At 63.4% G+C, this 23,880-nt stretch carries 24 protein-coding genes; 13 read left to right on the top strand and 11 right to left on the bottom strand.

Translation table 11 applies throughout. The annotated features are described in order from the left end of the window. Positions 1-51: 51 nt before the first annotated feature. Entirely contained in the window at positions 52-906 is an 855-nt protein-coding gene (locus ACNAOT_RS14355) for a hypothetical protein (protein ID WP_420178362.1), read from the bottom strand. Positions 907-960: 54 nt separating this feature from the next. On the opposite strand from ACNAOT_RS14355, the gene ACNAOT_RS14360 reads away from it, so the two are divergent. Next, the gene (locus ACNAOT_RS14360) at positions 961-1,629 is read left to right on the top strand and encodes a DUF1684 domain-containing protein (protein ID WP_420178363.1); all 669 of its coding nucleotides are present in this window, start codon (positions 961-963) and stop codon (positions 1,627-1,629) included. Here the strand turns inward: ACNAOT_RS14360 and ACNAOT_RS14365 are convergent. Further along, positions 1,626-2,822 carry an SLC13 family permease gene (locus ACNAOT_RS14365; protein WP_420178364.1) on the bottom strand — a complete coding sequence of 399 codons (1,197 nt, stop codon included), beginning with the start codon at positions 2,820-2,822 and terminating at the stop codon, positions 1,626-1,628. The two genes, ACNAOT_RS14360 and ACNAOT_RS14365, sit on opposite strands and share 4 nt — an antisense overlap. Positions 2,823-2,938: 116 nt before the next feature. Here ACNAOT_RS14365 and ACNAOT_RS14370 point away from each other — a divergent pair, with 116 nt between their 5' ends. The 3 genes from ACNAOT_RS14370 (at position 2,939) to ACNAOT_RS14380 (ending at position 5,046) form a co-directional block, all read left to right on the top strand. Beyond that, the gene (locus ACNAOT_RS14370) at positions 2,939-3,559 is read left to right on the top strand and encodes a DM13 domain-containing protein (RefSeq protein WP_420178365.1); all 621 of its coding nucleotides are present in this window, start codon (positions 2,939-2,941) and stop codon (positions 3,557-3,559) included. Positions 3,560-3,720: 161 nt separating this feature from the next. Beyond that, positions 3,721-4,533 carry a fumarylacetoacetate hydrolase family protein gene (locus tag ACNAOT_RS14375; protein ID WP_420178366.1) on the top strand — a complete coding sequence of 271 codons (813 nt, stop codon included), beginning with the start codon at positions 3,721-3,723 and terminating at the stop codon, positions 4,531-4,533. 27 nt (positions 4,534-4,560) lie between these two features. After that, complete coding sequence (locus tag ACNAOT_RS14380) at positions 4,561-5,046, top strand: GtrA family protein (protein ID WP_420178367.1); 486 nt, start codon at positions 4,561-4,563, stop codon at positions 5,044-5,046. 18 nt (positions 5,047-5,064) lie between these two features. On the opposite strand, the gene ACNAOT_RS14385 is transcribed toward ACNAOT_RS14380, so the two are convergent. The 6 genes from ACNAOT_RS14385 to ACNAOT_RS14410 form a co-directional block, all read right to left on the bottom strand. After that, positions 5,065-6,231, bottom strand: coding sequence for a cysteine desulfurase family protein (locus ACNAOT_RS14385; protein WP_420178368.1), 1,167 nt, complete (start codon positions 6,229-6,231; stop codon positions 5,065-5,067). Positions 6,232-6,244: 13 nt separating this feature from the next. Further along, entirely contained in the window at positions 6,245-7,123 is an 879-nt protein-coding gene (nadC, locus tag ACNAOT_RS14390) for a carboxylating nicotinate-nucleotide diphosphorylase (protein ID WP_420178369.1), read from the bottom strand. Then, a complete protein-coding gene (locus ACNAOT_RS14395; protein ID WP_420178370.1) occupies positions 7,116-9,017 on the bottom strand; it encodes an L-aspartate oxidase in 1,902 nt (633 codons plus the stop codon). Before ACNAOT_RS14395 ends, nadC begins: the two co-directional genes overlap by 8 nt. Before the next feature lie 57 nt (positions 9,018-9,074). Then, complete coding sequence (gene nadA, locus ACNAOT_RS14400; RefSeq protein WP_179017199.1) at positions 9,075-10,382, bottom strand: quinolinate synthase NadA; 1,308 nt, start codon at positions 10,380-10,382, stop codon at positions 9,075-9,077. Then, positions 10,379-11,098, bottom strand: a complete 720-nt coding sequence (locus tag ACNAOT_RS14405) for an NUDIX hydrolase (protein WP_011775198.1) — start codon at positions 11,096-11,098, stop codon at positions 10,379-10,381. The genes nadA and ACNAOT_RS14405 overlap by 4 nt, the downstream gene beginning before the upstream one ends. Before the next feature lie 110 nt (positions 11,099-11,208). Continuing rightward, positions 11,209-11,682, bottom strand: a complete 474-nt coding sequence (locus tag ACNAOT_RS14410) for an Lrp/AsnC family transcriptional regulator (RefSeq protein ID WP_420178371.1) — start codon at positions 11,680-11,682, stop codon at positions 11,209-11,211. A gap of 174 nt (positions 11,683-11,856) precedes the next feature. Between ACNAOT_RS14410 and ACNAOT_RS14415 the strand changes: the two genes are divergently transcribed. The 5 genes from ACNAOT_RS14415 (at position 11,857) to ACNAOT_RS14435 (ending at position 16,665) form a co-directional block, all read left to right on the top strand. Next, a complete protein-coding gene (locus ACNAOT_RS14415; protein WP_091468278.1) occupies positions 11,857-13,242 on the top strand; it encodes an amino acid permease in 1,386 nt (461 codons plus the stop codon). A gap of 138 nt (positions 13,243-13,380) precedes the next feature. Next, the gene (locus ACNAOT_RS14420) at positions 13,381-14,433 is read left to right on the top strand and encodes a thiamine pyrophosphate-dependent enzyme (protein ID WP_420178373.1); all 1,053 of its coding nucleotides are present in this window, start codon (positions 13,381-13,383) and stop codon (positions 14,431-14,433) included. Further along, on the top strand, positions 14,426-15,511 hold the full coding sequence (locus ACNAOT_RS14425) for an alpha-ketoacid dehydrogenase subunit beta (RefSeq protein ID WP_420178374.1): 1,086 nt from the start codon (positions 14,426-14,428) through the stop codon (positions 15,509-15,511). Before ACNAOT_RS14420 ends, ACNAOT_RS14425 begins: the two co-directional genes overlap by 8 nt. After that, positions 15,504-15,833, top strand: a complete 330-nt coding sequence (locus ACNAOT_RS14430; RefSeq protein ID WP_017200407.1) for a biotin/lipoyl-containing protein — start codon at positions 15,504-15,506, stop codon at positions 15,831-15,833. The genes ACNAOT_RS14425 and ACNAOT_RS14430 overlap by 8 nt, the downstream gene beginning before the upstream one ends. Before the next feature lies 1 nt (position 15,834). Beyond that, positions 15,835-16,665 carry an alpha/beta fold hydrolase gene (locus tag ACNAOT_RS14435; RefSeq protein WP_091468284.1) on the top strand — a complete coding sequence of 277 codons (831 nt, stop codon included), beginning with the start codon at positions 15,835-15,837 and terminating at the stop codon, positions 16,663-16,665. A 4-nt stretch (positions 16,666-16,669) separates the two neighbouring features. Here ACNAOT_RS14435 and ACNAOT_RS14440 read toward each other — a convergent pair whose 3' ends face one another. Beyond that, entirely contained in the window at positions 16,670-17,083 is a 414-nt protein-coding gene (locus tag ACNAOT_RS14440) for a MarR family transcriptional regulator (protein WP_091468286.1), read from the bottom strand. Between the two features lie 86 nt (positions 17,084-17,169). Between ACNAOT_RS14440 and ACNAOT_RS14445 the strand changes: the two genes are divergently transcribed. Continuing rightward, complete coding sequence (locus ACNAOT_RS14445; protein WP_420181172.1) at positions 17,170-17,838, top strand: phosphoribosyltransferase; 669 nt, start codon at positions 17,170-17,172, stop codon at positions 17,836-17,838. 96 nt (positions 17,839-17,934) lie between these two features. Here ACNAOT_RS14445 and ACNAOT_RS14450 read toward each other — a convergent pair whose 3' ends face one another. Continuing rightward, complete coding sequence (locus tag ACNAOT_RS14450) at positions 17,935-19,269, bottom strand: MFS transporter (RefSeq protein ID WP_091468291.1); 1,335 nt, start codon at positions 19,267-19,269, stop codon at positions 17,935-17,937. A 129-nt stretch (positions 19,270-19,398) separates the two neighbouring features. Here ACNAOT_RS14450 and ACNAOT_RS14455 point away from each other — a divergent pair, with 129 nt between their 5' ends. After that, positions 19,399-20,145, top strand: coding sequence for an IclR family transcriptional regulator (locus ACNAOT_RS14455; protein ID WP_370628992.1), 747 nt, complete (start codon positions 19,399-19,401; stop codon positions 20,143-20,145). Positions 20,146-20,281: 136 nt separating this feature from the next. Beyond that, on the top strand, positions 20,282-21,094 hold the full coding sequence (locus tag ACNAOT_RS14460; RefSeq protein WP_420178375.1) for a MoaF C-terminal domain-containing protein: 813 nt from the start codon (positions 20,282-20,284) through the stop codon (positions 21,092-21,094). 76 nt (positions 21,095-21,170) lie between these two features. Here the strand turns inward: ACNAOT_RS14460 and ACNAOT_RS14465 are convergent, their stop codons facing one another. Continuing rightward, positions 21,171-22,646, bottom strand: a complete 1,476-nt coding sequence (locus ACNAOT_RS14465) for an APC family permease (protein WP_420178376.1) — start codon at positions 22,644-22,646, stop codon at positions 21,171-21,173. 235 nt (positions 22,647-22,881) lie between these two features. Here ACNAOT_RS14465 and ACNAOT_RS14470 point away from each other — a divergent pair, with 235 nt between their 5' ends. Continuing rightward, a complete protein-coding gene (locus tag ACNAOT_RS14470) occupies positions 22,882-23,856 on the top strand; it encodes a helix-turn-helix domain-containing protein (protein ID WP_420178377.1) in 975 nt (324 codons plus the stop codon). The last annotated feature ends 24 nt before the right edge of the window (positions 23,857-23,880 follow it).

Below are 23,880 nucleotides of genomic sequence, written 5' to 3' on the forward strand. Positions count from 1 at the left end.
GCGGCGGGCATCCCCATCGCCGCCGTATGTGTGAATCAGCCAATCGCAGGGCTACAGATTGACCTTCAGAGACAGTAGCATCCGCTGGACATTGGCGAATTCAGACCCGTGGACCGCGTACTTCGCGGCCAGGTCCAGAGTATCGAAAGCCTTGGCCGGGGCCACCTTCTCGTCTGCGGCGAAGGCATGGATCGCCAGGACGTCGCCAAAGGAGATATCGCCCTTTCCGGCAGGGCCGAGCACCCTGTTCCTCAGTTCGCAGGACTGCCCGTCCACACCAGCCACCATATTGGTGATGCCGTAGGAGCCGAAAAATTTGTAGCCTTGGACCACACGGAAAACCACGCGCGGGTCAATGGTGTCCGGGCCATCCGAGTGCGGGACGTCCAAGGGCACGCTGCTGATTACTACGTACGGGCGGGCCTGTCCGGCGGGGCATGCAACGGGCGCAGCCGAAGGCAGGCCTGTCTGGAGGGTGGCGATGTAGCGTCCTTCAGCATCCTTGACCTCCACCTTCACGGCATGGGCCAGCGAGCCTGCCTCCGGCGTCACCGACTGCGCTATCCACTCCTGCGGTAGCTCAAAGCTGACGGTTTTGGCGGAGTCCGTGTACGTCTTCCAGGACACCGCCGTTGCGGCCGGACTGGGTTCCGCGCTGGCCGAGGCGCTGCCGCCTTCGCTGGGGGCTTCGGAAGGCGAGCCTGCCGCGGAGGCCGTTGCCGGCGTCGCGCTTTCCGCAGTACCGGTCCCTGATTCCGAGGTGTTGGGCTGGGAGCTGGCCGTCGAGGTTACTTGCGGGCCTTTGTTCTCAGCGGAGCAGGATGATGTGGCCGCGAGTACGGAACCAGCCAGTACCACGGCTGCGACCCGCATCGGAATGCGGTGCAGGTTCAGGATGCCCTTCATGAGCCCAGCCTAGCTGCGGCGATCCCGCGACACGCACAGGACTAGGCTGAGGGTATGGCTCCCGATCAGCAGGACTATTTCGAGGACGACATCCCCACTATGTCAGCGGTTGATATTGCCGACTGGCGCCTGCGGACGTTCGCTCTCTACGACAAGGTGCGTCAGCTCGCAGCCACCAACCCGTTCGACGCGCATGTCTTCTGGCGGCAGGAACGGGACCTGATGTTCGCTACCCATCCTGCTTCAGCGCTGACCGCGGAAATGAAAGCCTCATTTTCCGGGCTGCGAACCGCTGATTACGATCCCTCCTTCCGAATGTACGCCGCCTTGTCCCCCGACGGAGCCGGCCAGGAGATGAACGTCGAAACAGGGACTGACGGCGTAGTGCCTTTTACAAGGATCGGCACCCTTGAGCTACCCGGGCTGGGCTCCTTGGCGGCCTGGCGGCTACGCAGCTATGGTGGCGGCATCTTCGTGCCCTTCCGTGACTCGACTGCCGGCAAAGAGGGCGGAAGCTACGGAGCAGGAAGATATCTGCTGGACACAGTCAAAGGCTCGTTCCATGGGACGCGGGAAACCGGCGCCGGGCAAGAGCTCGTGCTGGACTTCAACTTTGCGTACAACCCGTCGTGCGCCTACAACGAAGCTTGGGCGTGCCCGCTGGCTGGACCAGCCAACCGATTGGCGGCAGAAGTACCTGTGGGAGAACTTTACCTGGGCTAGCCGAACAGCCCACCCGGGCCAAAAACCGCGAGCGCCGCAACGGCGGCCAGTATTGTCAGGGGCGCCACGATCAGGCCGAAGAGCGCGTATCCCCTCCACTTGACCAGCACGTTCATGCGCACCAACCGGTCGTGCCATAACAGGGTGGCCAGTGATGCCCACGGCGTGATCAAGGGCCCCGCGTTGACTCCCACAAGAAGGGCAGCCATCCTCTCAGGGTTTCCTGCCAGTGGTTCGGCCAGCAGGTAGGCGGGGAGGTTGTTGACCACATTGGAGCCCAGGGCACCCGTCATGGCCAGTCTCAATAGTTCAAGGAACCCATCCCCTTGCCCCGCCACTTGGCCAAGAAGCACTGACCCTCCAAGGTATTGACCTGCCTCGACCACCAGGAAGAGTCCGCACGTGAACAGCAACAGGGACCACGGAATCAACGTCACCCTGAGCACCTTGGGCCTACGGACTGCGAACGCCACCCCAAGGGTGGCCGCGGCCGCTGCAGCAGGAATCCAGATGGCAACTCCGGATACCAGCGCCGGCAACAGCAACAACAGGACCACCGCACTGACCAACAGCAGGACCCTGTCGGTGGTTGCTTTGGACGAAATTCCTTGGGCTGGACGGGTGGAATCGCGTGCATAGGTCTTGCGCAGTTCGCGCCTGAAAACGATGGCTATGAACGCCAAAGGGACCAGGACGGCGGCCACCGACGGCGCCCACATCAGTTGGGCGAACTGTGCGGGACTGATACCGCCCAGGTTGTGTTGCGCCAAGAGATTGGTCAGGTTGGAGATGGGAAGCAACAAGCTGGCGGTGTTCGCGAGCCACACGGTTGTCAGAGCAAAGGGCAGGACGGGTAGGCCCGCTTGGCGGGCAACGGTGACCACCACCGGGGTGAGGAGAACCGCCGTCGTATCCAGCGACAGGAAGATAGTGCTCAAGGTGGCGAACAACGCCAAAAGCAACCACAGAAGGATGCTGCGTCCGCGCCCCCAACCGCGCAGATGGCGGGCTATCCATTGGAAGGCGCCGGCCTCACTGACGAGTTCTGTCACCACCGTCATGGCAACCACGAAGCCGAGGATGAGTGCCACCCGGTCCACCAGGACCGCCACTTCCTGCCACGGCAGGACACCCGTGGCCACGGTGATCCCACCAGCCACAAGGAGGACCAACCCAATGATTGCCAGACGCATGGAACGGATTCTAAGCCCGGCCCCTGTGTCCTTCCTCCGCGCCACGAGGACAACGCGTCATCGAACCGTAAGCCTTGGAGCACCCGCACCGGTCCTGCGAAGCCTAGCCTTGGAGCATGAACACACTGTGGAGCATGACCCGATTCCGGAGACTGGTCCGGGCCCACAGGATCCTTGCGGCCGTGGCAGGTTTGGTGATCCTTTCAGCGGTGGTGGCGGGAGCCGCGTTGTTCCAGCCGTGGCGCCTCTTCACCAGCAGCACCCTCAATGAAGCGCTGCCCGCTGCACCGTTTTCTGCGGGCTCGGGACCTGCCGACAGGTCCGCCGCCCCAGGCTCACCACCGCCCGCGTCCTCCGGTCCCGCAGCACCGGCTCCCACCCCGCCCGTCCCCGCAGCTCCGCTGGTTCTTAGCTCGGGTGCTTTCCAATCCCAGGAGCATGAGACCACTGGCACGGCCCAGCTGGTGAAACTCGCCGATGGGAGCCATCTGCTGCGACTTGAGAACCTGGCCAGCAGCGACGGTCCGGACGTCAAAGTCTGGTTGAGCAGCCTGGAAGCCGGTGGCGACTGGTTCAAGTACCGTTCAGGACGATACGTGGATCTGGGAGCGATCAAAGCCACTCACGGCAACCACAACTACGCCATCCCCGCCGGGACCGACGTCGCCGGCCTGACGTCTGTGGTTCTGTGGTGTGACCGCTTCAGCGTTGCGTTCGGATCGGCCCCACTCTCCTGACGCGTTGCGGGGCCCGCTCTGCGCGCTAAGGGCGTGTCATGGGGTGTAAAACGGGCCTCGCAACGCAGGGCGAAGCTCAGGGAGGACGTAGGATGTCATCATGACCTCGCTGCTTCCCCGTCGCATCGCCCGCGTCCGGCCCGTCCCCGACCAGTGAGTCCTTGAGCGGCCTGCCTTCGACGAGCCCGTATCCGGACGAGCAGTTCTTCGTAGCCAACAACGCCACGGATTTCGATTCGCCCGCAGGAACCCAGTGGACCGTGGTGGACTCCCCTTTCCCGGGATCGAGGGCGAACGCCAACAGTCCGGCCAGGGAGGGCTGGGAGCTTGGCGATGTGGTCAGCCAAGATTCGTTTAACTTCCTGGCACCATCGGCACCTGTCAACGTCTTCGGTATGGCCCACAACACCGGGCAGCCTGGCCGGGACCTGCCGCCCCAGGCCTTCCACAAAGCAGCATCCAGCGTCATCGGACCCGGCGAAGCAATCCAACTGAGCTCAAACGTGGGTTATGTGGACCCGGAAGCTGAACTGACCGTCGTCGTCGGCCGTGCCGCGCGAGGTTTGACCTTGGAGACGGCGAGGTCGGCAATCCTTGGATACACCATCGGCAACGACGTCTCCGCCCGAGACCTCCAGAAGTCCGACGAACTCTGGATCAGCGCCAAAAGCCAGGACACGTTCACGCCCGTCGGCCCGTGGATAGTCACGGACCTGGATGACTCGAACCTTGAAATCGGCATTGTCCACAATGGCCACGCCCTCAGGACCGCCGGTACAGCTGATCTCGGCTGGAAAGTCGACGAGATCATGGTTTATCTGACTTCGTTCATGACCCTCCAAGCCGGCGACCTCGTGCTCTCAGGGTTCCCCGCAGAGTGCGCGCGAATCCAGCCTGGCGACACCGTAGTGTGCCGTGTGGAAGGAATCGGAGAGCTCCACAACCCTGTAACCGGCGCTTCCTGGGAACAGTAGCCCGCATAGTGTGTCAGGCTTAACTTCATGGAGATAGCTGCGGGGGCCACTGAGCTACGCCCATCTCCCTCCCCTAAGCTCCCACGCAAGCGGCATCGCGGCGTCCTGAAGTACCCGGTGGTCCGGCAGTTGATCCGCTTCACCGGGGTTGGTGTCGTCTGCACGGCGAGTTCCCTGGCCATCTATGCCTTGCTGCGTCCGTGGATTGATCCCCAACTGGCCAACGCTGTGGCACTGATCCTGACGTCGCTGATGAACACGGCCCTGAACCGCCGCCTGACGTTCAAGATCACGGGCCGCAAGAAGCGCACGCAGGATCACCTGAGTGGAGTGATCGTGATCGGCATTGCACTGATCATCACCGGGGGGAGCCTTGGCATGCTGCATCTCCTCCGGCCCGAAGCCACGGTGGCGGAGGAGCTCTGGACCACTACATTGTCCGGGTTCGTGGCCACGGCCGTTCGGTTTACCCTGTTGCGGCACTGGATTTTCCGGCGGGCCCGGCACGTATAGCCGGCCCGGCCGCCGGTTCTAGCCTGGCTGCGGTGCCGCCAGATTCCGGACACGTCCGACGGCGGTTTCCACGGCAACGGCTGCCTGTTCCAGTTCGGCGTCAGTGACAGTTGACGTGAAGCTGAAACGCACCGCAGTCTGTGCCGTTTCAGGGGCGATGCCGAGGGCAACCAGCACCGGCGAGGGCGCGTCCGATCCTGCCGCGCAGGCCGAGCCACTGGAACACACAACCCCAAGCCGCTCGAGCTCAAGCAGCACCGACTCGCCGCTGGTGCCCGGGAAGCAGAAAGAGGCTACTGAAGGCAGCCGTTGGCTTCGGTGGCCCGTGAGCAAGGCGTCCGGAACGGTGGCGAGGATCTGATCGATGAACTGATTCCTCAGAGCGGAAACCCGCGCAGCCTGTTCGGGTTGCTCGGCGTGGGAGAGCCTTAGTGCCGTGGAAAGTGCCACAGCTCCAGCCACGTTCTCCGTGCCCGAGCGCCTTGCCCTCTCCTGGCCCCCACCGTGAACCAGTGGTTCTACGCGGAGACGCCCCTTGGTGAACAGGACGCCGGATCCTTTGGGCGCACCAAGTTTGTGTCCGGAAATACTCAATGCATCCACGCCAAGCGCTTTGACGTCCAGCGGCAACCATCCGGCGGCCTGCACCGCGTCGGTATGGAAAGGCACGCCGTGTTCCCGTGACACTGTCGCCAAGGCAGCGATCGGCTGGATGGTTCCGATCTCATTGTTCGCGTACATGATGCTCACCAACGCCGTTTCGGGCCTTATTGCCGCCCGGAGGTCGTCGATCGACACCAGACCTTCTCCATCGACCGCAAGCACATCCACGGCGAACCCGTGCACTCGTTCCAGGTAGCGGGCCGACTCTTCCACCGCGGGATGCTCGATTGCGCTGATGACCACCCTGTTCAGCGAAGGGTCGGCCGCCTGACGGGCCAGAGCAATGCCCTTCACGGCAAGATTGTCCGCTTCCGTGCCTCCGGAGGTGAAGGTCACCTCGCCGGCACGGCAGTTCAGGACCTTCGCGACGCCGGAACGGGCCCCTGCGAGCGCAGCTGCTGCCGCTTCGCCCAGGCTGTGATGGCTGGACGGGTTGCCGAACTCGCCGCTCAGATAAGGCCACATGGCTTCGAGAGCCTCGCGGCGGACCGGAGTGGTGGCTGCGGCATCAAGGAAGATCATGGCGGAAACGCCTTCAGTCCTGTGTGGCTTTGAGTTCGATGTCGAGGCCGAGGTCGAGCGCGCTTACGCTGTGCGTCAGGCCTCCGATGGAGATGACGTCCACTCCCGTCGAAGCGATTTCGGTGACAGTGTTGATGTTCACGTTGCCGCTCGCTTCCACGATAGCCCGCCCGTCCACCTGCTTGACACCGGCCCGGAGCTCGTCGACGGAGAAGTTGTCCAGCATGATGGTGTCCACACCGGCCGCCAGCACCGGTTCAATCTGCTCGGCCCTGTCCACTTCAACTTCGAAGTGGGTGGTGTGGCCCAGATGGGCTTTGGCGGCAACCAGCAATTCGGTCAGCTTGCTGGAGTCGCCTCCGGTCATGACGGCCAGGTGGTTGTCCTTGGCCAGAACGGCATCTGAAAGGCTGTAGCGGTGGTTCGCTCCCCCACCGCAGCGCACGGCGTAACGTTCCAGGACACGAAGGCCGGGCGTGGTCTTGCGGGTATCAGTGATCCGCGCACGCGTCCCTTCCACGAGCTTTACGAATTCTGCGGTCTTGGTGGCGATGGCACTCATCCGCTGCACCAGGTTCAGGCCCACCCTTTCGGCAAGCAGCACTGAGCGGGCCCTGCCACTGACCCGCGCCAGGTGGGTTCCGGCGTCGAACGCTTCACCGTCAGCGAGCAGTAGCTCCACCTCGGTGTCCGGGTCCACAAGCTTCATGGCGTCGCGGAAGACGGTACCGCCGCTGAAGACTCCGGGGACGCGCGCGTTCAGCACGGCGGTGGCCCGGGCATCGGCAGGGATCAGTAGTTGCGAGGTGATGTCGCCGCTGGGTGCGTCCTCCGCGAATGCCCGTTCCAGGATGTCCCGGACGGGGGCTGCGGGGAGGGTCAGGTTAGTCATTGACGAGGCTCGCTTTCCGGCTCATGGTGTAACGCTTATCAAATTCCTCGACGGCGGCTGGTTCCCTCACGCTGTCATTGCGGTAATGCGCTCCCAGCGACTCCCGCCGCTCCCGGGCCGCGTGGACGAGCAACTGGGCCGCCAACAGCAGATTGGCGTCCTCATGCTCCCGGACATCAAGGGAATCCGGAACATTCAACGGCAGAACATCCCCCGCCCACGCAGCCAATGCCACGCCGGCCTCTCGAAGCAATCCGCCATCACGCAAAACCCCGGCCTTCGCAGTCATCAAACGCCGCAAAGCCCCCCGCGAAAACGCCCCCGCCTGCCCAAACGACGTCTCAAGAGCACCCGGCCCCGGCAAAGACTCAAACTCCCAGGAAACCGGAGCAGGCACCGGACCCAACTCCAACTCCCAAGCGTCCGGCGAGTGGGTGGAGGTAACACTTTCCAGCAGCGGCGCCGAAGGCCCCGACAGCGGACGGGCGCGGTCAACAACCGGTAGTTCCAGAGGTCCCGACAGCGCCGTTGTCGCGTGAGAGCCCGAACCGGCCGCCGAGCTTGCGAGGCGATCGCCGGTACGAGGCTCGAGCGCAGGCGCCAAGGGACCTGTGGAACTACCCCCGAGGAACCCCTCAACAGCCCTGCGCCCGAACACGAGGCCTTCGAGCAGGGAGTTGCTGGCCAGCCGGTTGGCACCTTGTACACCGGTGCAAGCGACTTCGCCGGCAGCGAGCAAACCAGGAACAGACGTGCGGCCGTACAGGTCGGTCACCACCCCGCCCATCCAGTAGTGGGCCGCTGGTGCAACGGGAACAAGTTGCCGGGTCCAGTCGACGCCGGCCTGGCGCGTCCGCTTGCTGAGGGTGGGGAAGCGCTTGGCCAGGAAGCCTTGGCCTCGTTGTTCTTCGATCACGGTGGCGTCGAGGAAGACGTGGCCGTTGGGGTCGCCGAGTTTTGCCAGGTGCAGGGCGATGCTGCGGGAGACGACGTCCCGTGGCGCGAGTTCTGCGTCAGGGTGGTAATCGGGCATGAACCGGAGCCCGGTGGTATCGACCAGGATGGCCCCTTCGCCGCGCACTGCTTCAGAGATGAGCAGGGGGTCGTTGTTCCCTTCTGCTTCCCTGGCCGCTGCCGGGAGCACCATGCATGTTGGGTGGAACTGGAAGAACTCGAGGTCTGCAACCGCGGCTCCAACACGCCATGCGAGCGCCAAACCATCTGCTGTGGCAACCGCCGGGTTGGTGGTTTGGGCGAAAAGCTGTCCGGCTCCGCCCGTGGCGAGGAGGACGGAGTCGCCGTGGACGCCGAGGTGGCGTCCGTCGTGGAGGAAATTGGCCCCCACCACGCGGCCACCCTGCGGTCCGCCCAATGAGAGCGAAGTGACCTGGGCGTGCCCGATGACCTGGATCCTGCCCGCCGCTTGGAAATCCAGGACTGTCCTGATCAGCGCTGCCGCCACTCCCGCACCGGTGGCGTCGCCGCCGGCGTGCAGGATACGCGGAGCCGAGTGGGCAGCTTCAAGACCCAAGGCGGGGTCGCCGTCGTCGTCGAGGTCGAACTGCACGCCGAACCGTCCTAGCCCGGCAATGTCCAGCCGCGCCTCGGTACACAACACCCGTACTGCTTCTTCGTTACAGTGGCCTGCCCCGGCTTTGAGGGTGTCAGCGATGTGCGCAGCCACCGTGTCACCGGGGGCTGGCTCGTCCAGCACGGCGGAGATCCCACCCTGGGCGTAGTAGGTGTTGCTGTCCGCGAGCGCACCCTTGGTCAGCAGTACCACTTCCGCACCGGCTTCCGCGGCAAGCAGCGCGGAGTACAGTCCTGCAATTCCGCTTCCGACGACGATCAGCCGCTTGGGGGCAGGCCCTTCAGCAACGCTCGCTGTAGTCATGTGAGGCTCGATTCGGCTAGTCCGGAGTGAAGTGCCAGATGGGGTGTGCCGACTGGCTTAGGCCGGCTTGGCTGCCAGCATGCGCTCCAGCGCAATCTTGGCGTTTTCCTGCACGGAGTCGTCCACCGTGATCCGGTTGACAATGCGTCCTTCCACGAGCTCCTCAAGGACCCAGGCGAGATAGCCGGGGTGGATGCGGTACATGGTGGAGCACGGGCAGATGACGGGATCGAGGCAGAAGATGGTGTGCTGCGGGTTTTCGGCGGCGAGCCGGTTCACCATGTTGATCTCGGTGCCGATAGCGAACGTGGTGGGTTCAGTTGCGGCAGCGATGGCCTTCTTGATGAAGTCGGTGGAACCGGCGGAGTCGGCGGCGTCCACTACCTCCATGGGGCACTCGGGGTGGACGATCACGTTGACGCCAGGGAAGTCCAGCCGGGCTTTTTCGATCTGGCCTACGTTGAAGCGCTTGTGGACTGAGCAGAAGCCATGCCAGAGGATGACGCGGGAGTCCAGGAGCGCTTGTTCGTCGTTGCCGCCGAGTTCCTTGCGCGGGTTCCACATGGGCATCTGTTCCAGCGGGACGCCCAGTGCCTTGGCGGTGTTGCGGCCCAAGTGCTGATCGGGGAAGAACAGGACCCGCTGACCGCGCTCGAAGGCCCATTCCAGGACCACTTTGGCGTTGGACGAGGTGCAGACGATTCCACCGTTGCGCCCACAGAACGCCTTGAGCGCAGCGGAAGAGTTCATGTACGTGACGGGGATGACGGGTACACGCCCTGATGCGTCCGGCTCCGTGCCGAATATTTCCTCCAACTGCTCCCAGCATTCCTCAACGGAGTCTTCGTCCGCCATGTCCGCCATGGAGCAACCCGCAGCGAGGTTCGGCAGGATCACGGCCTGTTCAGGCGTTGAGAGGATGTCCGCTGTTTCGGCCATGAAGTGCACACCACAGAAGATGATGGCTTCGGCGTCCGGCTTGGTCAGTGCTGCGTTGGCGAGCTGGAACGAGTCGCCGACGAAGTCTGCGTACTGGATGACTTCGTCACGCTGGTAGAAGTGGCCCAGAATTACGGCGCGGTCCCCGAGCGTCGCCTTGGCGGCCCGGATGCGGGCGTCAAGTTCGGCGTCGGTGGCCTTCTTGTACTCTTCCGGCAGCTGGCCTTGGCGCGGCGTGGCTTGGGGCGCAACGTCGTCGCTTGAGGCTCCCGGGCCGTAGGCGGGCTCGCCGGCGAGGGCCTCGGCAAGGTCGTACTCCCATGGGCCCCTGGCCAAGGCCGGGCTGCACGTGGACCCTGCGCGGGAGAGGCCCTTCTCGGCTTCCTCGCGAGTGATCAGCTGGACGGCAGTGTTGACGCTGCTCATGGTGTACTCCTGTTATCTGGCCCGAGGCCGGGCGTGCCGGTAAAGCGGTAGAGGCGTGGTGGGCGGTGTTTTCCGCCTTGGAGGTATTCACCGGTTTCTTCGATTTCCGGTGTTGCCTTGACGTGCCTGCGGAAGTTCGCGGGATCGAGCTGGCGATCCAGCACGGCCTCGTAGACTTCGCGGACCTGGGCGAGGGTGAAGAACTCTCCCAGCAGGTGGTAAGCGATGGACCCGTACGCCATCTTGTTGCGGAGCCGCCAGAGGGCGTAGTCAACGATTGCGTTGTGGTCAAAGGCCAGTTCGCCTAGCCGGTCTGCCCGGAACCAGCGCACATTCTCGGATTCGTCGGCGAGGGCAGCTTCGGTGGGTTGAACCAAAGCCCAGTACACAATGGAGACGACCCGCTGGGTGGGTGACCTGTGGAGGCCTCCAAACGCGTAGAGCTGCTCCAGGTAGTGGGGCGCGAGGCCGGTGGTTTCGCGGAGGTTCCGCGAAGCCGCGTCCTGGAGCGATTCGTCGTGGGCCAACGGCCCACCGGGGAGGGCCCACATGTCTTTGTAGGGTTCGCGGATGCGGCGGACCAGCGGCAGCCACAGCGTGGGGCGCCCGGACTTCTCGCTGGGACGGAGGGCGAAAATCACCGTAGAAATAGCCAACGACGGCGGCGCGAGCCGCCTCTCGGCGACGTTTGCTGAGTTGGTGTTCACGGCGTTCACCTCGCTTCATCGCCGTCCCAAACGCTCCCACCAAGGCGGAGTGTTAGTTAAAGTCATGTTGACTAGAACTAATGGTACGACTCGACCGGTGGTTAGCAAAATGCCTTGCGTCACACTGCCTTCACGGCCGCTTCCAGCAGCGGCAAAGTGCGACCTTGGATGTGGCTGTTCAGGACAATGACCGACGAGCACCGGACCACCGATTTGGTTGCGATCATGGCATCGAGGACGCGCTGCATATCCGGGTTGGACCGCGCCGCGATCCTCACCATGAGGTCCGAGTTTCCCGTGACTGTGTGGACCTCAATAATCTCCGGGATGGCACTCAGGCTTTCGATGATTGCGTCGTGGCCTATCTCCTGCGTGATGGTCACCGAGCAGAACGCCACCACCGGGAAACCGAAATTGGCGGGATCAGGCTGTGGAACCCAGGAACCAATAACACCGTTCTCAATCATTCGGTCGATCCTGGACTGCACCGTTGCCCGGGCAACCTTGAGCACGCGGGAGGCCTCCAGCACTGAGGATCGCGGTGAATCGGTGAAGAAACGTACAATTTTTGCATCAAGCGCATCGACCAGCATCAAAGTTCCTGTCCCCGGGGATCCGTACCCATCACATCGCTAAAACAAAAAGTGATGTATCTTACAAACTGCGAGAATTATTCCACGGCTCTTGCTGCGTCGTCGACGCCTGCGTGCCAAGCCCATGAGGCCAGCACGCCAAACCAGCATGTAATCCATAGAAGGTAGACACGTATGACAACGAAGTCCATCGCGGCTCCTGCCCCAACATCCGGCCTCGGCCATTCACTCAAACCGCGCCAGCTCACCATGATGGGGCTCGGAAGTGCGATCGGCGCAGGCCTCTTCCTCGGCTCCGGAGCGGGCGTCCAGGCCGCCGGCCCGGCAGTGCTTATTTCCTACCTCGTGGCCGGGACGCTGATCATCCTGGTCATGTGGGCCCTCGGCGAGATGGCAGCCGCCAACCCGAACAGCGGCGCGTTCTCCGTATACGCGGAGAAAGCCATGGGCAAGACCGCCGGCGGAACCATCGGCTGGCTGTGGTGGCTCCAGCTGGTGGTGGTCATTGCCGCCGAAGCCATCGGCGCAGCCGGACTCCTGTTCTCCATCTGGCCGGTCATCCCCGTTTGGGTCCTTGCACTGGTCTTCATGGTGGTCTTCACCGGAATCAACCTGGTGGGCGTCCGCAACTTCGGCGAGTTCGAATTCTGGTTCGCCATCCTCAAGGTGGCAGCAATCGTCATCTTCCTGCTGATCGGCGCAGCCCTGCTGTTCGGTTGGCTCCCGAACGTCCCCTCCCCCGGATTCTCAGCTTTTGGCGACTTTGCACCCAACGGCATCGGTGGCATCGCCGCCGCCCTGTTCGTCGTGATCTTCGCGTTCGGTGGAACCGAGATCGTCAGCGTTGCTGCTGCCGAAACAGAGAACCCTGCCCATAGCGTTGGCAAGGCCATCCGCACGGTGGTCTGGCGCATCCTGGTCTTCTACATCGGCTCCGTGTTTGTCATCGCAGCCGTTCTCCCCGTGGGCTCGGAGGGCCTGAAGTCCCCGTTCGCCGGCGTGCTGGACCTCGCGGGAATCCCCGGCGCCGGCGCAGCCATCACCCTGGTGGCTGTCGTTGCCCTGCTGTCCGCGCTCAACGCCAATCTCTACGGCGCCTCCCGCATGATTTTCTCCCTTTCAGAGCGGGGGGAAGCTCCCCGCTTCCTGTCCCGCCTCAGCGGCTCAAAGGTTCCCGTTGCCGCCGTCGGAATTTCGGTTGCCTTCGGCTTCATCGCAACGGTCCTTGAACTGCTGTTCCCGGAAAAAATCCTGCCCGCCTTGCTGAACCTTGTGGGCTCCACTTGCCTGGTGGTCTGGGGTACGGCGCTGGTGTCGCAATTTATCCTGCGCCGCAGAGCGGATCGGGACGGCACAGAGCTACCGCTGCGCATGAAGGGATTCCCCTTCCTCACCATCGTCGGCCTCGTCCTGCTGGGCCTGATCCTGGTGGTGGGCTTCGCCAACCCGGAAAGTGCCGGACAGCTGATCGGAACATTCATTTTGATCCTGGTCATAGCCGCCGGTTGCTTCATCAACGCCAAGTCAAAGGCCGCCAAACACTCCACATCCGTCGAGTAACCAACTGCTCATCACCGCAAGAAAGCCCTGCACAGTTTGTACTGTGCAGGGCTTCTTTGTGTACCCAAATTGTACAAAGTGTTTCGTTTGAACTGAGCTGATTGCGCACACCCCCACTGGGTGACTAGGGTCACAGCCATGACTACACATCCTGTGCTGGCCGCCGTCGATGATGACGCGGCCCCGCTCACCCACCAGCAACTACGTGAGCTGTACACCCTGATGGCAGCCGTCCGGCACCTGGACACTTCGGCCGTGGCTTGGCAGCGCCAAGGGATCATCCCGGGCTACGCACCGGAGCTCGGCCAGGAGGCCGCGCAGGTGGGCAGCGGCTACGCCGTTGACCGGACCAGGGACTTCGTCTTCCCCACCTACCGCGAGATGGGTGTTGCACGGGCGATGGGCCTGGACATGGTGGGCTACATGTCCACACACAAGGCCACATGGCACGGCGGAATGTACAACCCGTTGGAATCCAGGTTCGCACCCATCCAGGCCGTGGTGGCAGGGTCAGTGCTGCACGCTGTGGGTTGGGCCCACGGCCAAACCCTGGCCGGCCATGCCACAGGTGAAACGGGCGTAGCCATGACGTACTTTGGCGACGGAGCTTCCTCCCAGGGCGACGTCCACGAAGCCATGAACTTCGCCGCAGTCATGAAAGCCCCTGTGGTCTTCTTCATCCAAAACAACGGCTGGGCCATCTCCGTCCCTACGGAACGCCAAGTTGCCGGAGGCTCCGTCGCAGCTCGCGCCGCAGGGTACGGAATCCCGTCCGTGCAAGTGGACGGCAATGACGTCGTGGCAGTCTACGAAGCCACTCGTTCTGCTTTCGCGCATTGCCGTGCGGGCAACGGACCCGTGGTCATCGAGGCCATGACCTACCGCCGCGGTCCGCACTCCACCGCGGACGATCCCGGCCGCTACCGCACGCTGGAGGAGGAACGCCTCGACGCCGGCGAGGATCCGCTGGAGCGGTTCAAGCAGCGCCTCCTCGCCGAAGGAGTGGCCGACGAGGCCTTCTTCGCGGATGCACAACGATTGGCCGTAGAGGAAGAAGAGGCCGTCCGGGCGGGCATAGCGGACCTGGGCCCAAGGCCCGGCGCCGAAATGTTCAGCCTGGTCTTCCAGGAACCAACGCCAGCCCTTCAATCCCAGGCCACCGCGTGGCGCGAGGAGTCAGAACATGCCTGAGACCATCACCGATCTGCGAATAAAAGACAACAGCACGGAAACCGCCACAGCCGGCGTTCAACAGCTGTCCATGCAGCAAGCACTCAACCGTGCACTCGACGAAATCCTGGCTGAGAACCCCAAGGCCGTCATCTTTGGCGAGGACTGCGGACAGCTGGGCGGCGTCTTCCGCATCACCGACGGCCTCCAGGCGAAACATGGCGAGGCACGCGTCTTCGACACCCCGCTTGCCGAGTCCGGCATCCTCGGCATGTCCGTGGGCCTGGCAATGGCAGGCTTCCACCCCATCCCGGAAGTCCAGTTCGACGGTTTCGCCTACCCGGCCATCAACCAGATCGTCTGCCAAATCGCGAGGATGAACTACCGCAGCCGCGGCACCCTGCCCATGCCCATCACCTTGCGCGTACCCAGCTTCGGCGGCATTCGCGCACCGGAACACCACGGCGAGAGCCTGGAGGCGCTCTTCGCCCACGTTCCCGGGCTCAAGGTGGTCTCCCCCTCCAACCCGCACGACGCCTACCACCTGCTGAAGTACGCTGCCACCCGGCCGGACCCGGTGATCTTCATGGAGCCCAAATCGCGCTACTGGCAAAAGGGGCCGGTGGACGTCACCACCGCGGTGCCCGGCGAGGCAGCCCACGACGGCGACACGCCCTACGGCGGCAGCCTCACCGGCGCCCGGGTGGCCAGGGAAGGCCGTCACCTCACCCTGGTTGCCTGGGGTGCCATGGTCTCGCGCTGCCTGCAGGTTGCCGAGCTGGCGGCCGAGGACGGCATCGACGTCGAGGTCCTGGACCTGCGCTGGCTGAAACCGATCGACGCAGAAGCCCTGGCGAGGTCCGTCGGGAAGACGCGCCGCGCCGTCGTCGTCCATGAAGCGCCGCTGACCTCAGGTTTGGGTGCGGAGGTGGCCCAGCTCATCACGCAGAGCTGCTTCGCTACACTCAAGGCGCCGGTTGAACGCGTGACCGGCTTCGACGTGCCCTACCCCTCCGGAGACCTGGAGGACGAGTACATCCCCAACATCGACCGCATCCTCTTTGGGATCCAACGCGTACTGGAGTACCGCCGTGGCTGAAATTTCCTTCCCGCTCCCCGACCTCGGCGAGGGCCTCATTGAGGCGACCGTGCTGGACTGGCTCGTGGAGCCCGGCCAGCAGGTGGAACGCAACCAACCGATCGTGGAGCTCGAAACCACAAAATCGGCCCTCGAATTGCCGAGCCCGCAGGCGGGTAAAGTGGTGCGTATTCACGGGGCGCCCGGTGACACCATCAACGTTGGCGAACCGCTGATTGTGTTCGAGGTTCCGGACGACACCGCCGGGATCGTGGGCACTGTTCCGAAGGACGAAGCACCCAAGCGCCGGGTCCGCCTGAGCGCCGTACTCGATGAGGACTGACATGATGACCGGCAGGCACACCATGGAACAGCACAGGCACACGGTAGAGGGAACGGACCCCGGGTTGTTCGTGGAAGTTCACGAGCCGGCCGCCGACGCCGGCCTGCGCCCCGTCCTGCTGATTCACGGCTTCTCTTCTTCCACGAAACTGAACTGGGTGGACAGCGGATGGATCACCACCCTTCAGGATGCCGGCCGCCGGGTCATCACTGTGGACCTTCCGGGTCACGGCCGGAGCCACTCCCCCGAGGACCTGGATTCGTACACGCCCAGCCGCATCCGCGCTGACCTTCTCCAAATAGTGACCGACGCCGGCGCGCGGCCCTTGCGCGACGGCGACCCGTCCACGGGACTGGACGTCATCGGCTACTCGCTGGGATCGCGGCTGGCTTGGGAGTTTGGCGCCACCCAGCCGGACCTGGTTCACCGCATTGTCCTGGGTGGGCCGAGTTCAGCAGATCCGTTGGCAGCTTTCGACCTCGTCGCTGCGCAGCGGCACCTGGCAGACGGCACACCTATTGAAGACGCCTCCACCGCCGGGCTGCTGAAGATGGCCCAGATGCTTCCTAGCAACAACCTGTTCGCCATGTTGTCGCTCATAGAGGCCATCAAGGGCGAGCCCTTTGATCCCGCGGAGGCCGCCCCGCACATGCCCCTCTTGCTCGTAGCCGGGGAGAAAGACGAACGGGCGGCCACCATGCCCGAGTTGGCCTCGATCGCCGGCAAGCGTGGAGGCATGGTGGAGACCCTGGTGATTCCGGGGCGCACCCATACCAATGTGATAACCAGCCGGGCGTTCAAGGAAGCCGCCGTCGAATTCCTCGGGGTATAGAAGGTCAGCGGGCCAGCCGCTCAGCATTAAGGCTCATGCGTTCCAGCACGCTGAGGGCCATTGCGTACTCGTCGATGCCGATGCCCATGGACAGGTCCTGACGCGCATCTTCCACCATCCGCTGGGCCTCGTGGTATTTTTCCCGACCGCGTTCGCTCAGTGCCAGCCTGTCATCGATCATGGTGATCATTCCCCGCCCCACCAAGGCTGCAAGTTCCCGCTCGCGCAGCCGGACGTCGCCGCCCCACAGCGGCTGGAGGATGTCCTCCAGCTGATCAGGCAGCAGGGCACCCTCCGAAAGAGTGCCCAAGGTGTGCCATTGGCGCTTAGTGAGCTTGATCCTGGCCAAGGTGGCGTCCAGCTGGACTTCCAATGCGGCGTCCAGCCTTTTGATCCAATATCCGATGGGCTTGTTCACAAGGCCATGCTTTCAGCGGGGGCGCCACCGGGCAAGGTCTGGACGGTAGGCTTGGGAGTGCAACGAATTACGTGGAAGTGGAGCAGATGGGCATGCGTTTCAAGGACCGCGCGGAAGCCGGTCGACGCCTGGCTGAAGGACTGCCCCAGCTGAGGGAACGGCCGGATACCATCGTCCTTGGTCTGGCCCGTGGCGGGGTCCCGGTAGCCGCAGCCGCAGCTGCAGAACTGTACTTGCCGTTTGGCGCTGTGCTGGTCCGCAAGCTGGGCATTCCGGGGCGTGACGAGACCGCTTTCGGGGCATTGGCTTGGTCCCGGGGGGACGTCCTGCGGATCGTCAACAGGCCCCTGAAGGAGCTCGTCCTCGCCCACGGCATTTCCCAGTCCGCCTTGGATGCAGTGGAAGCGCATGAGCGTGCCGAACTTATCCGACGCGCCAACCGCTACCCGGGTATCGGCCACGATCTCCGGGGGAAGACCGTGGTGCTGGCCGACGACGGACTGGCTACGGGAGCCACCATGCGGGCAGCCGTGGAGGCGGTCCGGGCGGGCGGTGCCAGCACCATCGTCGCCGCGGTACCGGTTGCCTCGCTGGAAGCCTCGACGTCGCTGGGTCGGGTTTGCGACTTTGTGATGGCATTGCACACGCCCGGAAAGTTCCATGCTGTTGGCGCCTTCTACGAACGCTTCGAGCAGTTGTCGGACGACGACGTCGTAGCTCAACTTGAAGCTGCAGAGGCCAGCGGCCGCAAGTAGTCGCCGTCGTCCATAAACGCGAAGAGTCCTGCATGGACGCAAAGACGGGCGCGGTCCCCTGGACCGCGCCCGTCTTTTTGGACTCTGTTGGAGCGTCTAGTGATGGACGCTGTAGCCCAACGGCCGGCCGCGGGTTTCCTTGGCCAGGATCACGCCTATGGCAGAGATGACGCACAGCACCATGATGTAGATGCCTACTGAGCCGGACCACTTGGTGGTGTCCAGGAGTGCTTGGGCAATGAGCGGAGCGAAAGCGCCGCCCAGAATTGCACCCAACGCGTACCCGATGGAAATTCCCGAATAGCGGACCTGCGCCGGGAACATTTCGGCATACATGGCAGACATCGGACCGTAGGACAGACCCAACCCAATGGTGAGGACGAACAATGCCGTTCCGTAGAGCACGATGTCCTTGGAATCGATCAGCACGAACATCGGAATCATCCAGGCAAAGACCAGGCCGTAGCCGATGAGGAAAGTCTTGACGCGGCCTATCTTGTCCGACAACCAGCCGCCCACCATAGTGAAGATGAGCCAGCCGAAGGACGCGATGGTGGTGGCCAGCAAAACCTGGGGCGTGGGCATCTTCAACGTACGTGTGGCGTAGGAGATGAAGAAGGCAATCAACAAGTAACCAGCGGCGTTGTTGGCGATGAAGATCAGCGCGGCCAGGACTACTTCCTTCTTGTTCTTCCGGAACAGTTCGCCCAAGGGTGCCTTGCTTTCAGCCTTTCGCTGGGCGATCTCCTTGAAGACAGGGCTTTCGCCAACTGCGCGTCGAATCAGGTAGCCCACCACAATGAGGACCACGGACAGCAGGAACGGAACGCGCCATCCCCAAGACGCGAAATCTTCCTTGGACATGCCCGACTGCAGCAGGAACAACAGCCCGGTGGCCAGGATCATGCCGATCGGAACACCGATCTGCGGGTAGGCGCCGAAAAGTCCGCGCTTTTTGAGGGGCGCGTGCTCCACAGCCATCAGCGCAGCACCACCCCATTCGCCGCCGGCCGAGAATCCTTGGACAACGCGCAGGGTGATCAGCAGGATAGGAGCCCAGACGCCGATGGTGGCATAGGTGGGCAGCATCCCGATCAACGCGGTGGCAGCACCCATCATGACCAACGTCATAACCAGCACGGCCTTGCGGCCGAGGCGGTCACCGAGGTGCCCGGCTACGAACGCACCCAGAGGCCTGAACAAGAAGCTGATGCCGATCGTGGCGAACGACAGGAGCTGAGCGACGCCCGGGTTGGACTTCTCCAAAGGAGAAAGGAACAACGGGGCCAACAGCGTGGCCGTCAGCTGGGCAAAGATGAAGAAGTCGTACCACTCAATGGTGGTGCCCACCAGCGTCCCGGCCAGAACCCGGCGCTCTTCGCGCTTGGTGCTGGGCCCTGACGGTGAATCGACAGTGGAAGTTTCGGTCATTGGAACTCCATGGGGTGAGAGTGACTGGTCGGCGCGGGACTTGCATTAACCGACAGAACGGTCAGTTAGGAAAGAATACTACAACCTGTGACTCAAAGCACAGACCCCTGTCGTGTCGGCCACCATAGAATGGTTCGCATGAATCCCCGCAGCGACGTCAAAGGTCCGCCGGAAACGGCAACGCAGGTTCCGCCGTCGCAAACGCTCTCCCGCGGAATCCGTGCGCTGGAAATTCTGGCGGCAGCCGAACGCCCCCTCAGCATCGCCGAACTCACGGAGGCCCTCGGCGTCCATCGGTCCGTGGCCTACCGAATTCTGCGGACGCTGGAGGACCATTCGCTGCTGGTGCGTGACGACTCCGGCCGCGTGCAGCCTGGCCCCGGGCTGTCGGTCCTGGCCCGCGGAGTCTCGCGGAACCTGCAATCGGCAGCACTACCCGAGCTCACCCAGTTGGCGAACACACTGCACATGACTGCATTCGTGGCGGTGTGGGACCACCAGGAATGCATCAACCTGGTCACCGTTGAGCCGCGACACTCAGGTGCCGCCCTCGCCCAGCACCCGGGCAACCGCCACCCCATCGCCACCGGCGCTCCCGGGATCGCCATCCAATCAACCATGACCGAGGACCGCTGGCAGCAGGTAGGAGCAGGAAACCCCTACCGCGCCGAAGCGCACGAGGCCCGCCGCCTGGGATACGCAACCAGCCACGACGAAGTCATCGCCGGCCTGTCCTCCATCGCTGCCCCCATCCGGGTTCCTGGCGGCCGGCCGGCGGCGATCGCCGTCGTCTATATCCGCTTGGACCAGGACGCTGACGCCGTGGGCAAGGCGCTGGCCGCCAGTGCCGCGCGGATCGAAAGCCAGCTGGCCTGAAACCTCCTCCCTGAACCATTCCTTTCAGGTCAAGTGACGTGCCCCACAGCACAAGACGGCAGCTTGGGGAAAGCGAATACTCGAACAAGGACCGGACACACCGTCCGGTCCTTCTTTCGAGCACGAGAAGGAACCCATGAGCCTGAATCTCCTTGATACCTCCAACTGGCTGCCACTGGACGGCCTGGCCCCCGGCTTCGACGCCAACAAGGCCCCTACCGTGCAAGACCTGGCAGGACAACAGTTTTCCGTCAGCGGCGACGGCGGACCCATGACTTTCAGCTTCGACGACGAAGAAGTCCAATGGGCTGCCGCCAGTCACGCCGGAACATCCACCTACGAGGCCTTCCTGGTGGCCGAGGAGTTGTATTACGCCCAATGGCAGAGCCCCCAGGACCCGGAACTCGCCGTTTCCCTGGTGTTGGACCTTTTACACGGCCGCGCACTCTACATTGGCGCCACGCTCGGCAGGGCAACCCCCTCCAGCGTGGCCGTCAATCACGATTTCCGCCCAGGGACGCTCGATGGATACCGCGCCACGGGCACGGAAATCTCCGAAAGCCGTGCACTCATCGGCCGCCGCGTCGAATGGGTCTACAGCGAAACGCATGCCTACGAACACATCTACCTCAGCCCAACCTGGTACACGTGGCAGTGCCTGGCAGGTCCGGAGCGCGGATTGGCAGACACGGACTCCAACACCGTATTTCAGGTCCGCCCCGGGATTTTCGTCTTCACTTGGCGCGAGAAGGTCATACCCTGCGGCTCGGTCACCGTCGCCGACCACCGTGATCCCAACGCCATCAGGTCCCATGGCAGCCTCTTCGGCTGGGACGAGGCAGGAACGGAACCCGTGCACTTCACCTTCGGTGCACACGGCCGCCTGATCAGCATCACCCAGCACAGCCCGGCATTGAACCCCGCCCTGGACCCGGCCATGCGGGATTAGCCCAAGCAAAGAGGACAACAATGAAGCCCCGGCGAGCGCAACGCCCGCCGGGGCTTCATCTTTGTTGCGCGGGTTATCAGTCCTCCGAGCCGTGGCCGATCCGAGCGTACAAGGCAGGCTGCGAGCGCCGGAGGCGCAAGCCCCAGATGACGCCCGCAACCCCGGGCAGCAGCACCAGCAACGGCAAGACGAACGTAGCGGCCGTTGACTCGGTCTGTCCCAGCAGGACGTTGAAGTTCGCCATGATGAGCACAAAGACAACGGCAAGAAGCACGAAACCCAGGCTTGGAGCGATCACCCTTACCCACAGGTTTGCCCCGTGCTGCTGCCGCCGGAAGAAACCGATTACAGCTACCGACACCACGGTCATCAGCAGCACCAGCCCCATGGCACCGCTGTTGGTCAGCCAAGTGAACATGGTCAGCACGGGATACAGTTCACCGAGTTCGGAACTTGCACCGGCAATCGCAAAGCCAAGCGTTACGACGACGGCGATCACCGTTTGCGCCAGCGAACCGGCGAACGGCGCCCCACTTTCCGCCCGCACCTTGGCGAGCGCCGACGGCAGGACGCGCTCGCGGCCGAGGGAGAAGAAATAGCGTGCTACGGCATTGTGGAAACTAACGAGTGCGGCGAAAAGGCTGGTGACAAAGAGAACCTGGGCGATGTCGCTGAGCAGTAGGCCCCCGTGGGCGCCAAGGAAAGCGAACATCATATCTGGTCCGTTGGTAGTTGCCGCCTCGACAACGGCGGACGGTCCTGCCCCTACGGTCATTGCCCAGGCGGAGACGGCATAGAACACGGCAATGATTCCCACAGCTGCAAACGTTGCCCTTGCGACCGTTCGTTTGGGGTCCTTGGATTCCTCACCATAGATTGCAGCGGATTCGAAGCCCATGAAGGCGGCTATTCCAAAGGAGAGGACTGCGCCGATCCCGGGAACAAAGAGGCTTTCGGGGCTGAAAGTCACTGCGCTGATGCCTTCCGGAGCCACAGCCAGGCTGACGATGTCGTACACGATCACCACCAGGAATTCGAGGGCCACCAGGACACCAAGCACCTTTGCGGACAGGTCCACCCTGTTCACACCCAGCCATCCGACGACGGCAATGCAGACGAGCACCGGGATCCACCAGGGAACGCTGATGCCAAGCCGCGCGGACAGGAGCGAGGAGACCGTGAAGCCGAACAACCCGTAAATGCCCACCTGCATCAGGTTGTAGGCCATGAGTGCAATCAGCGATGCCCCCACACCGGCGGGCCTGGAGATGCCCTGCGCTATGTAGGCGTAGAAGGCGCCGGCGTTGGTGACGTAGCGGCTCATTGCCGCATAGCCCACGGCGAACAGCGCCAGGATTCCGCCCAGAATCAGGAATGACAACGGCACCCCGGTCACGCCGGTGACCGCGAAGGTGGTGGTCACGCCTCCCGCCAGCACGGTCAGCGGTGCGGAGGCCGCGATAATCATGAAGGTCACTGCCGGTACGCCGAGCCGCCTTTTGGTACCGACTGTTCCAGCGGTCCTGCCCTTGACGGGGTTATCCACGCTCATAGTGTGCTCCTGCCTCGGTGCCGCGGGAGATTGCACGGCACGGTGTCTGTCATTCCGCAATCTTCCACCGCAGGGAGCGTGCGTGACTTGTCTCACACGGCAGGGTATTTGTCGCTGCACGCAAGCACGGCGGCACGTGTGCCCCGGTGTAGAATCGTGGGCAAGCTCACGTCCGCGTTATCGGCATACCGGCCCCGGAGGCGGCGTCGCCCGCGGGCCATTGAAAGGGAGTTTGATGACCGTCGCGGCTGATACGGGCCCCGCAACCGTGGAAACCACCGTGGCGGAGTCGTTCCAGGAGTGGAGCAAAGCAATATCCACCTCCTTCGTGCCTCTGTTGGCAACGGGGCCGCGCAGTTCTTCCCTCCACGGGGCAACCTTCCACGGAACCATGCGAGCCCGGGTGCTGGGGCAGATCTCCGTGGTGGAGATTACTGCCGGACCCCATACCGTCCTGCGCACGCCGGAGCTGATTGCAAAGTCCACAGGGCGCTTCTTCAAACTCAGCATCCAACTCGCTGGTTCGGGCCGCCTGGTTCAGGACGAACGCGAAGCCGTGTTGCGTCCCGGTGATCTCTCCATCTATGACACCTCCCGGCCCTATCAATTAACTTTCGACGACGACTTCCGCACTCTGGTGCTCATGTTCCCGCACGTGCTGCTGGACCTGCCAGCCGAAGCCATGGGCCATGTCACTGCCTTGCGCATTCCGGGCGACGAGGGCCTCGGCGAATTAATCAGCCCCTTTCTGGTAAAACTGGCCGACAACCTCGAGGCCCTCTCCGGCACGAATGGGCTCCGCTTGGTCCACAACGCCCTGGACCTGGTGACCACACTCTTCAACGGTGAACTCGATCAGCTGATCGAGACGGGCCGGGATCCGCACCTCCTGCTGCTGGGCCGCATCCACGATTACATTGAAGCCAACCTCGGCGACCCGGAGCTCTCCCCCGGAACCATCGCCGCTGCCCACTACATCTCCACGCGGCACCTGCACGATCTCTTCCAGGAAATCGGGACGACCGTGGCTTCTTCCATACGACAACGACGACTCGAACGATGCCGGCGCGACCTCAGGGATCCGGTCCTGGCCGATCGACCGGTCACTGCCATCGCAGCCCGGTGGGGGTTCACCGACGCCGCCCATTTCAGCAGGATCTTCCGGGCAGCATTCGGGAACTCCCCCACCGGTTACCGCAACAGCCACTAACGGTTCCCCGCAACGGGAACCCAG

The sequence above is a fragment of the Paenarthrobacter sp. TA1.8 genome, from assembly GCF_048595705.1.
In the GTDB taxonomy this organism is placed as follows: Bacteria; Actinomycetota; Actinomycetes; order Actinomycetales; family Micrococcaceae; genus Arthrobacter; species Arthrobacter nitroguajacolicus.

Coding starts and splice junctions, on each gene's coding strand:
- ACNAOT_RS14370 (WP_420178365.1), top strand. CDS start 2,939: ATGAACACACTGTGGAGCATGACCCGATTCCGGAGACTGGTCCGGGCC.
- ACNAOT_RS14460 (WP_420178375.1), top strand. CDS start 20,282: ATGAGCCTGAATCTCCTTGATACCTCCAACTGGCTGCCACTGGACGGC.
- ACNAOT_RS14395 (WP_420178370.1), bottom strand. CDS start 9,017: ATGACTACAGCGAGCGTTGCTGAAGGGCCTGCCCCCAAGCGGCTGATC.
- ACNAOT_RS14450 (WP_091468291.1), bottom strand. CDS start 19,269: ATGACCGAAACTTCCACTGTCGATTCACCGTCAGGGCCCAGCACCAAG.
- ACNAOT_RS14415 (WP_091468278.1), top strand. CDS start 11,857: ATGACAACGAAGTCCATCGCGGCTCCTGCCCCAACATCCGGCCTCGGC.
- ACNAOT_RS14360 (WP_420178363.1), top strand. CDS start 961: ATGGCTCCCGATCAGCAGGACTATTTCGAGGACGACATCCCCACTATG.
- ACNAOT_RS14470 (WP_420178377.1), top strand. CDS start 22,882: ATGACCGTCGCGGCTGATACGGGCCCCGCAACCGTGGAAACCACCGTG.
- ACNAOT_RS14365 (WP_420178364.1), bottom strand. CDS start 2,822: ATGCGTCTGGCAATCATTGGGTTGGTCCTCCTTGTGGCTGGTGGGATC.
- ACNAOT_RS14425 (WP_420178374.1), top strand. CDS start 14,426: ATGCCTGAGACCATCACCGATCTGCGAATAAAAGACAACAGCACGGAA.
- nadC (WP_420178369.1), bottom strand. CDS start 7,123: ATGACTAACCTGACCCTCCCCGCAGCCCCCGTCCGGGACATCCTGGAA.
- ACNAOT_RS14455 (WP_370628992.1), top strand. CDS start 19,399: ATGGTTCGCATGAATCCCCGCAGCGACGTCAAAGGTCCGCCGGAAACG.
- ACNAOT_RS14435 (WP_091468284.1), top strand. CDS start 15,835: ATGATGACCGGCAGGCACACCATGGAACAGCACAGGCACACGGTAGAG.
- ACNAOT_RS14385 (WP_420178368.1), bottom strand. CDS start 6,231: ATGATCTTCCTTGATGCCGCAGCCACCACTCCGGTCCGCCGCGAGGCT.
- ACNAOT_RS14465 (WP_420178376.1), bottom strand. CDS start 22,646: ATGAGCGTGGATAACCCCGTCAAGGGCAGGACCGCTGGAACAGTCGGT.
- nadA (WP_179017199.1), bottom strand. CDS start 10,382: ATGAGCAGCGTCAACACTGCCGTCCAGCTGATCACTCGCGAGGAAGCC.
- ACNAOT_RS14420 (WP_420178373.1), top strand. CDS start 13,381: ATGACTACACATCCTGTGCTGGCCGCCGTCGATGATGACGCGGCCCCG.
- ACNAOT_RS14380 (WP_420178367.1), top strand. CDS start 4,561: ATGGAGATAGCTGCGGGGGCCACTGAGCTACGCCCATCTCCCTCCCCT.
- ACNAOT_RS14445 (WP_420181172.1), top strand. CDS start 17,170: ATGGGCATGCGTTTCAAGGACCGCGCGGAAGCCGGTCGACGCCTGGCT.
- ACNAOT_RS14410 (WP_420178371.1), bottom strand. CDS start 11,682: ATGCTGGTCGATGCGCTTGATGCAAAAATTGTACGTTTCTTCACCGAT.
- ACNAOT_RS14355 (WP_420178362.1), bottom strand. CDS start 906: ATGAAGGGCATCCTGAACCTGCACCGCATTCCGATGCGGGTCGCAGCC.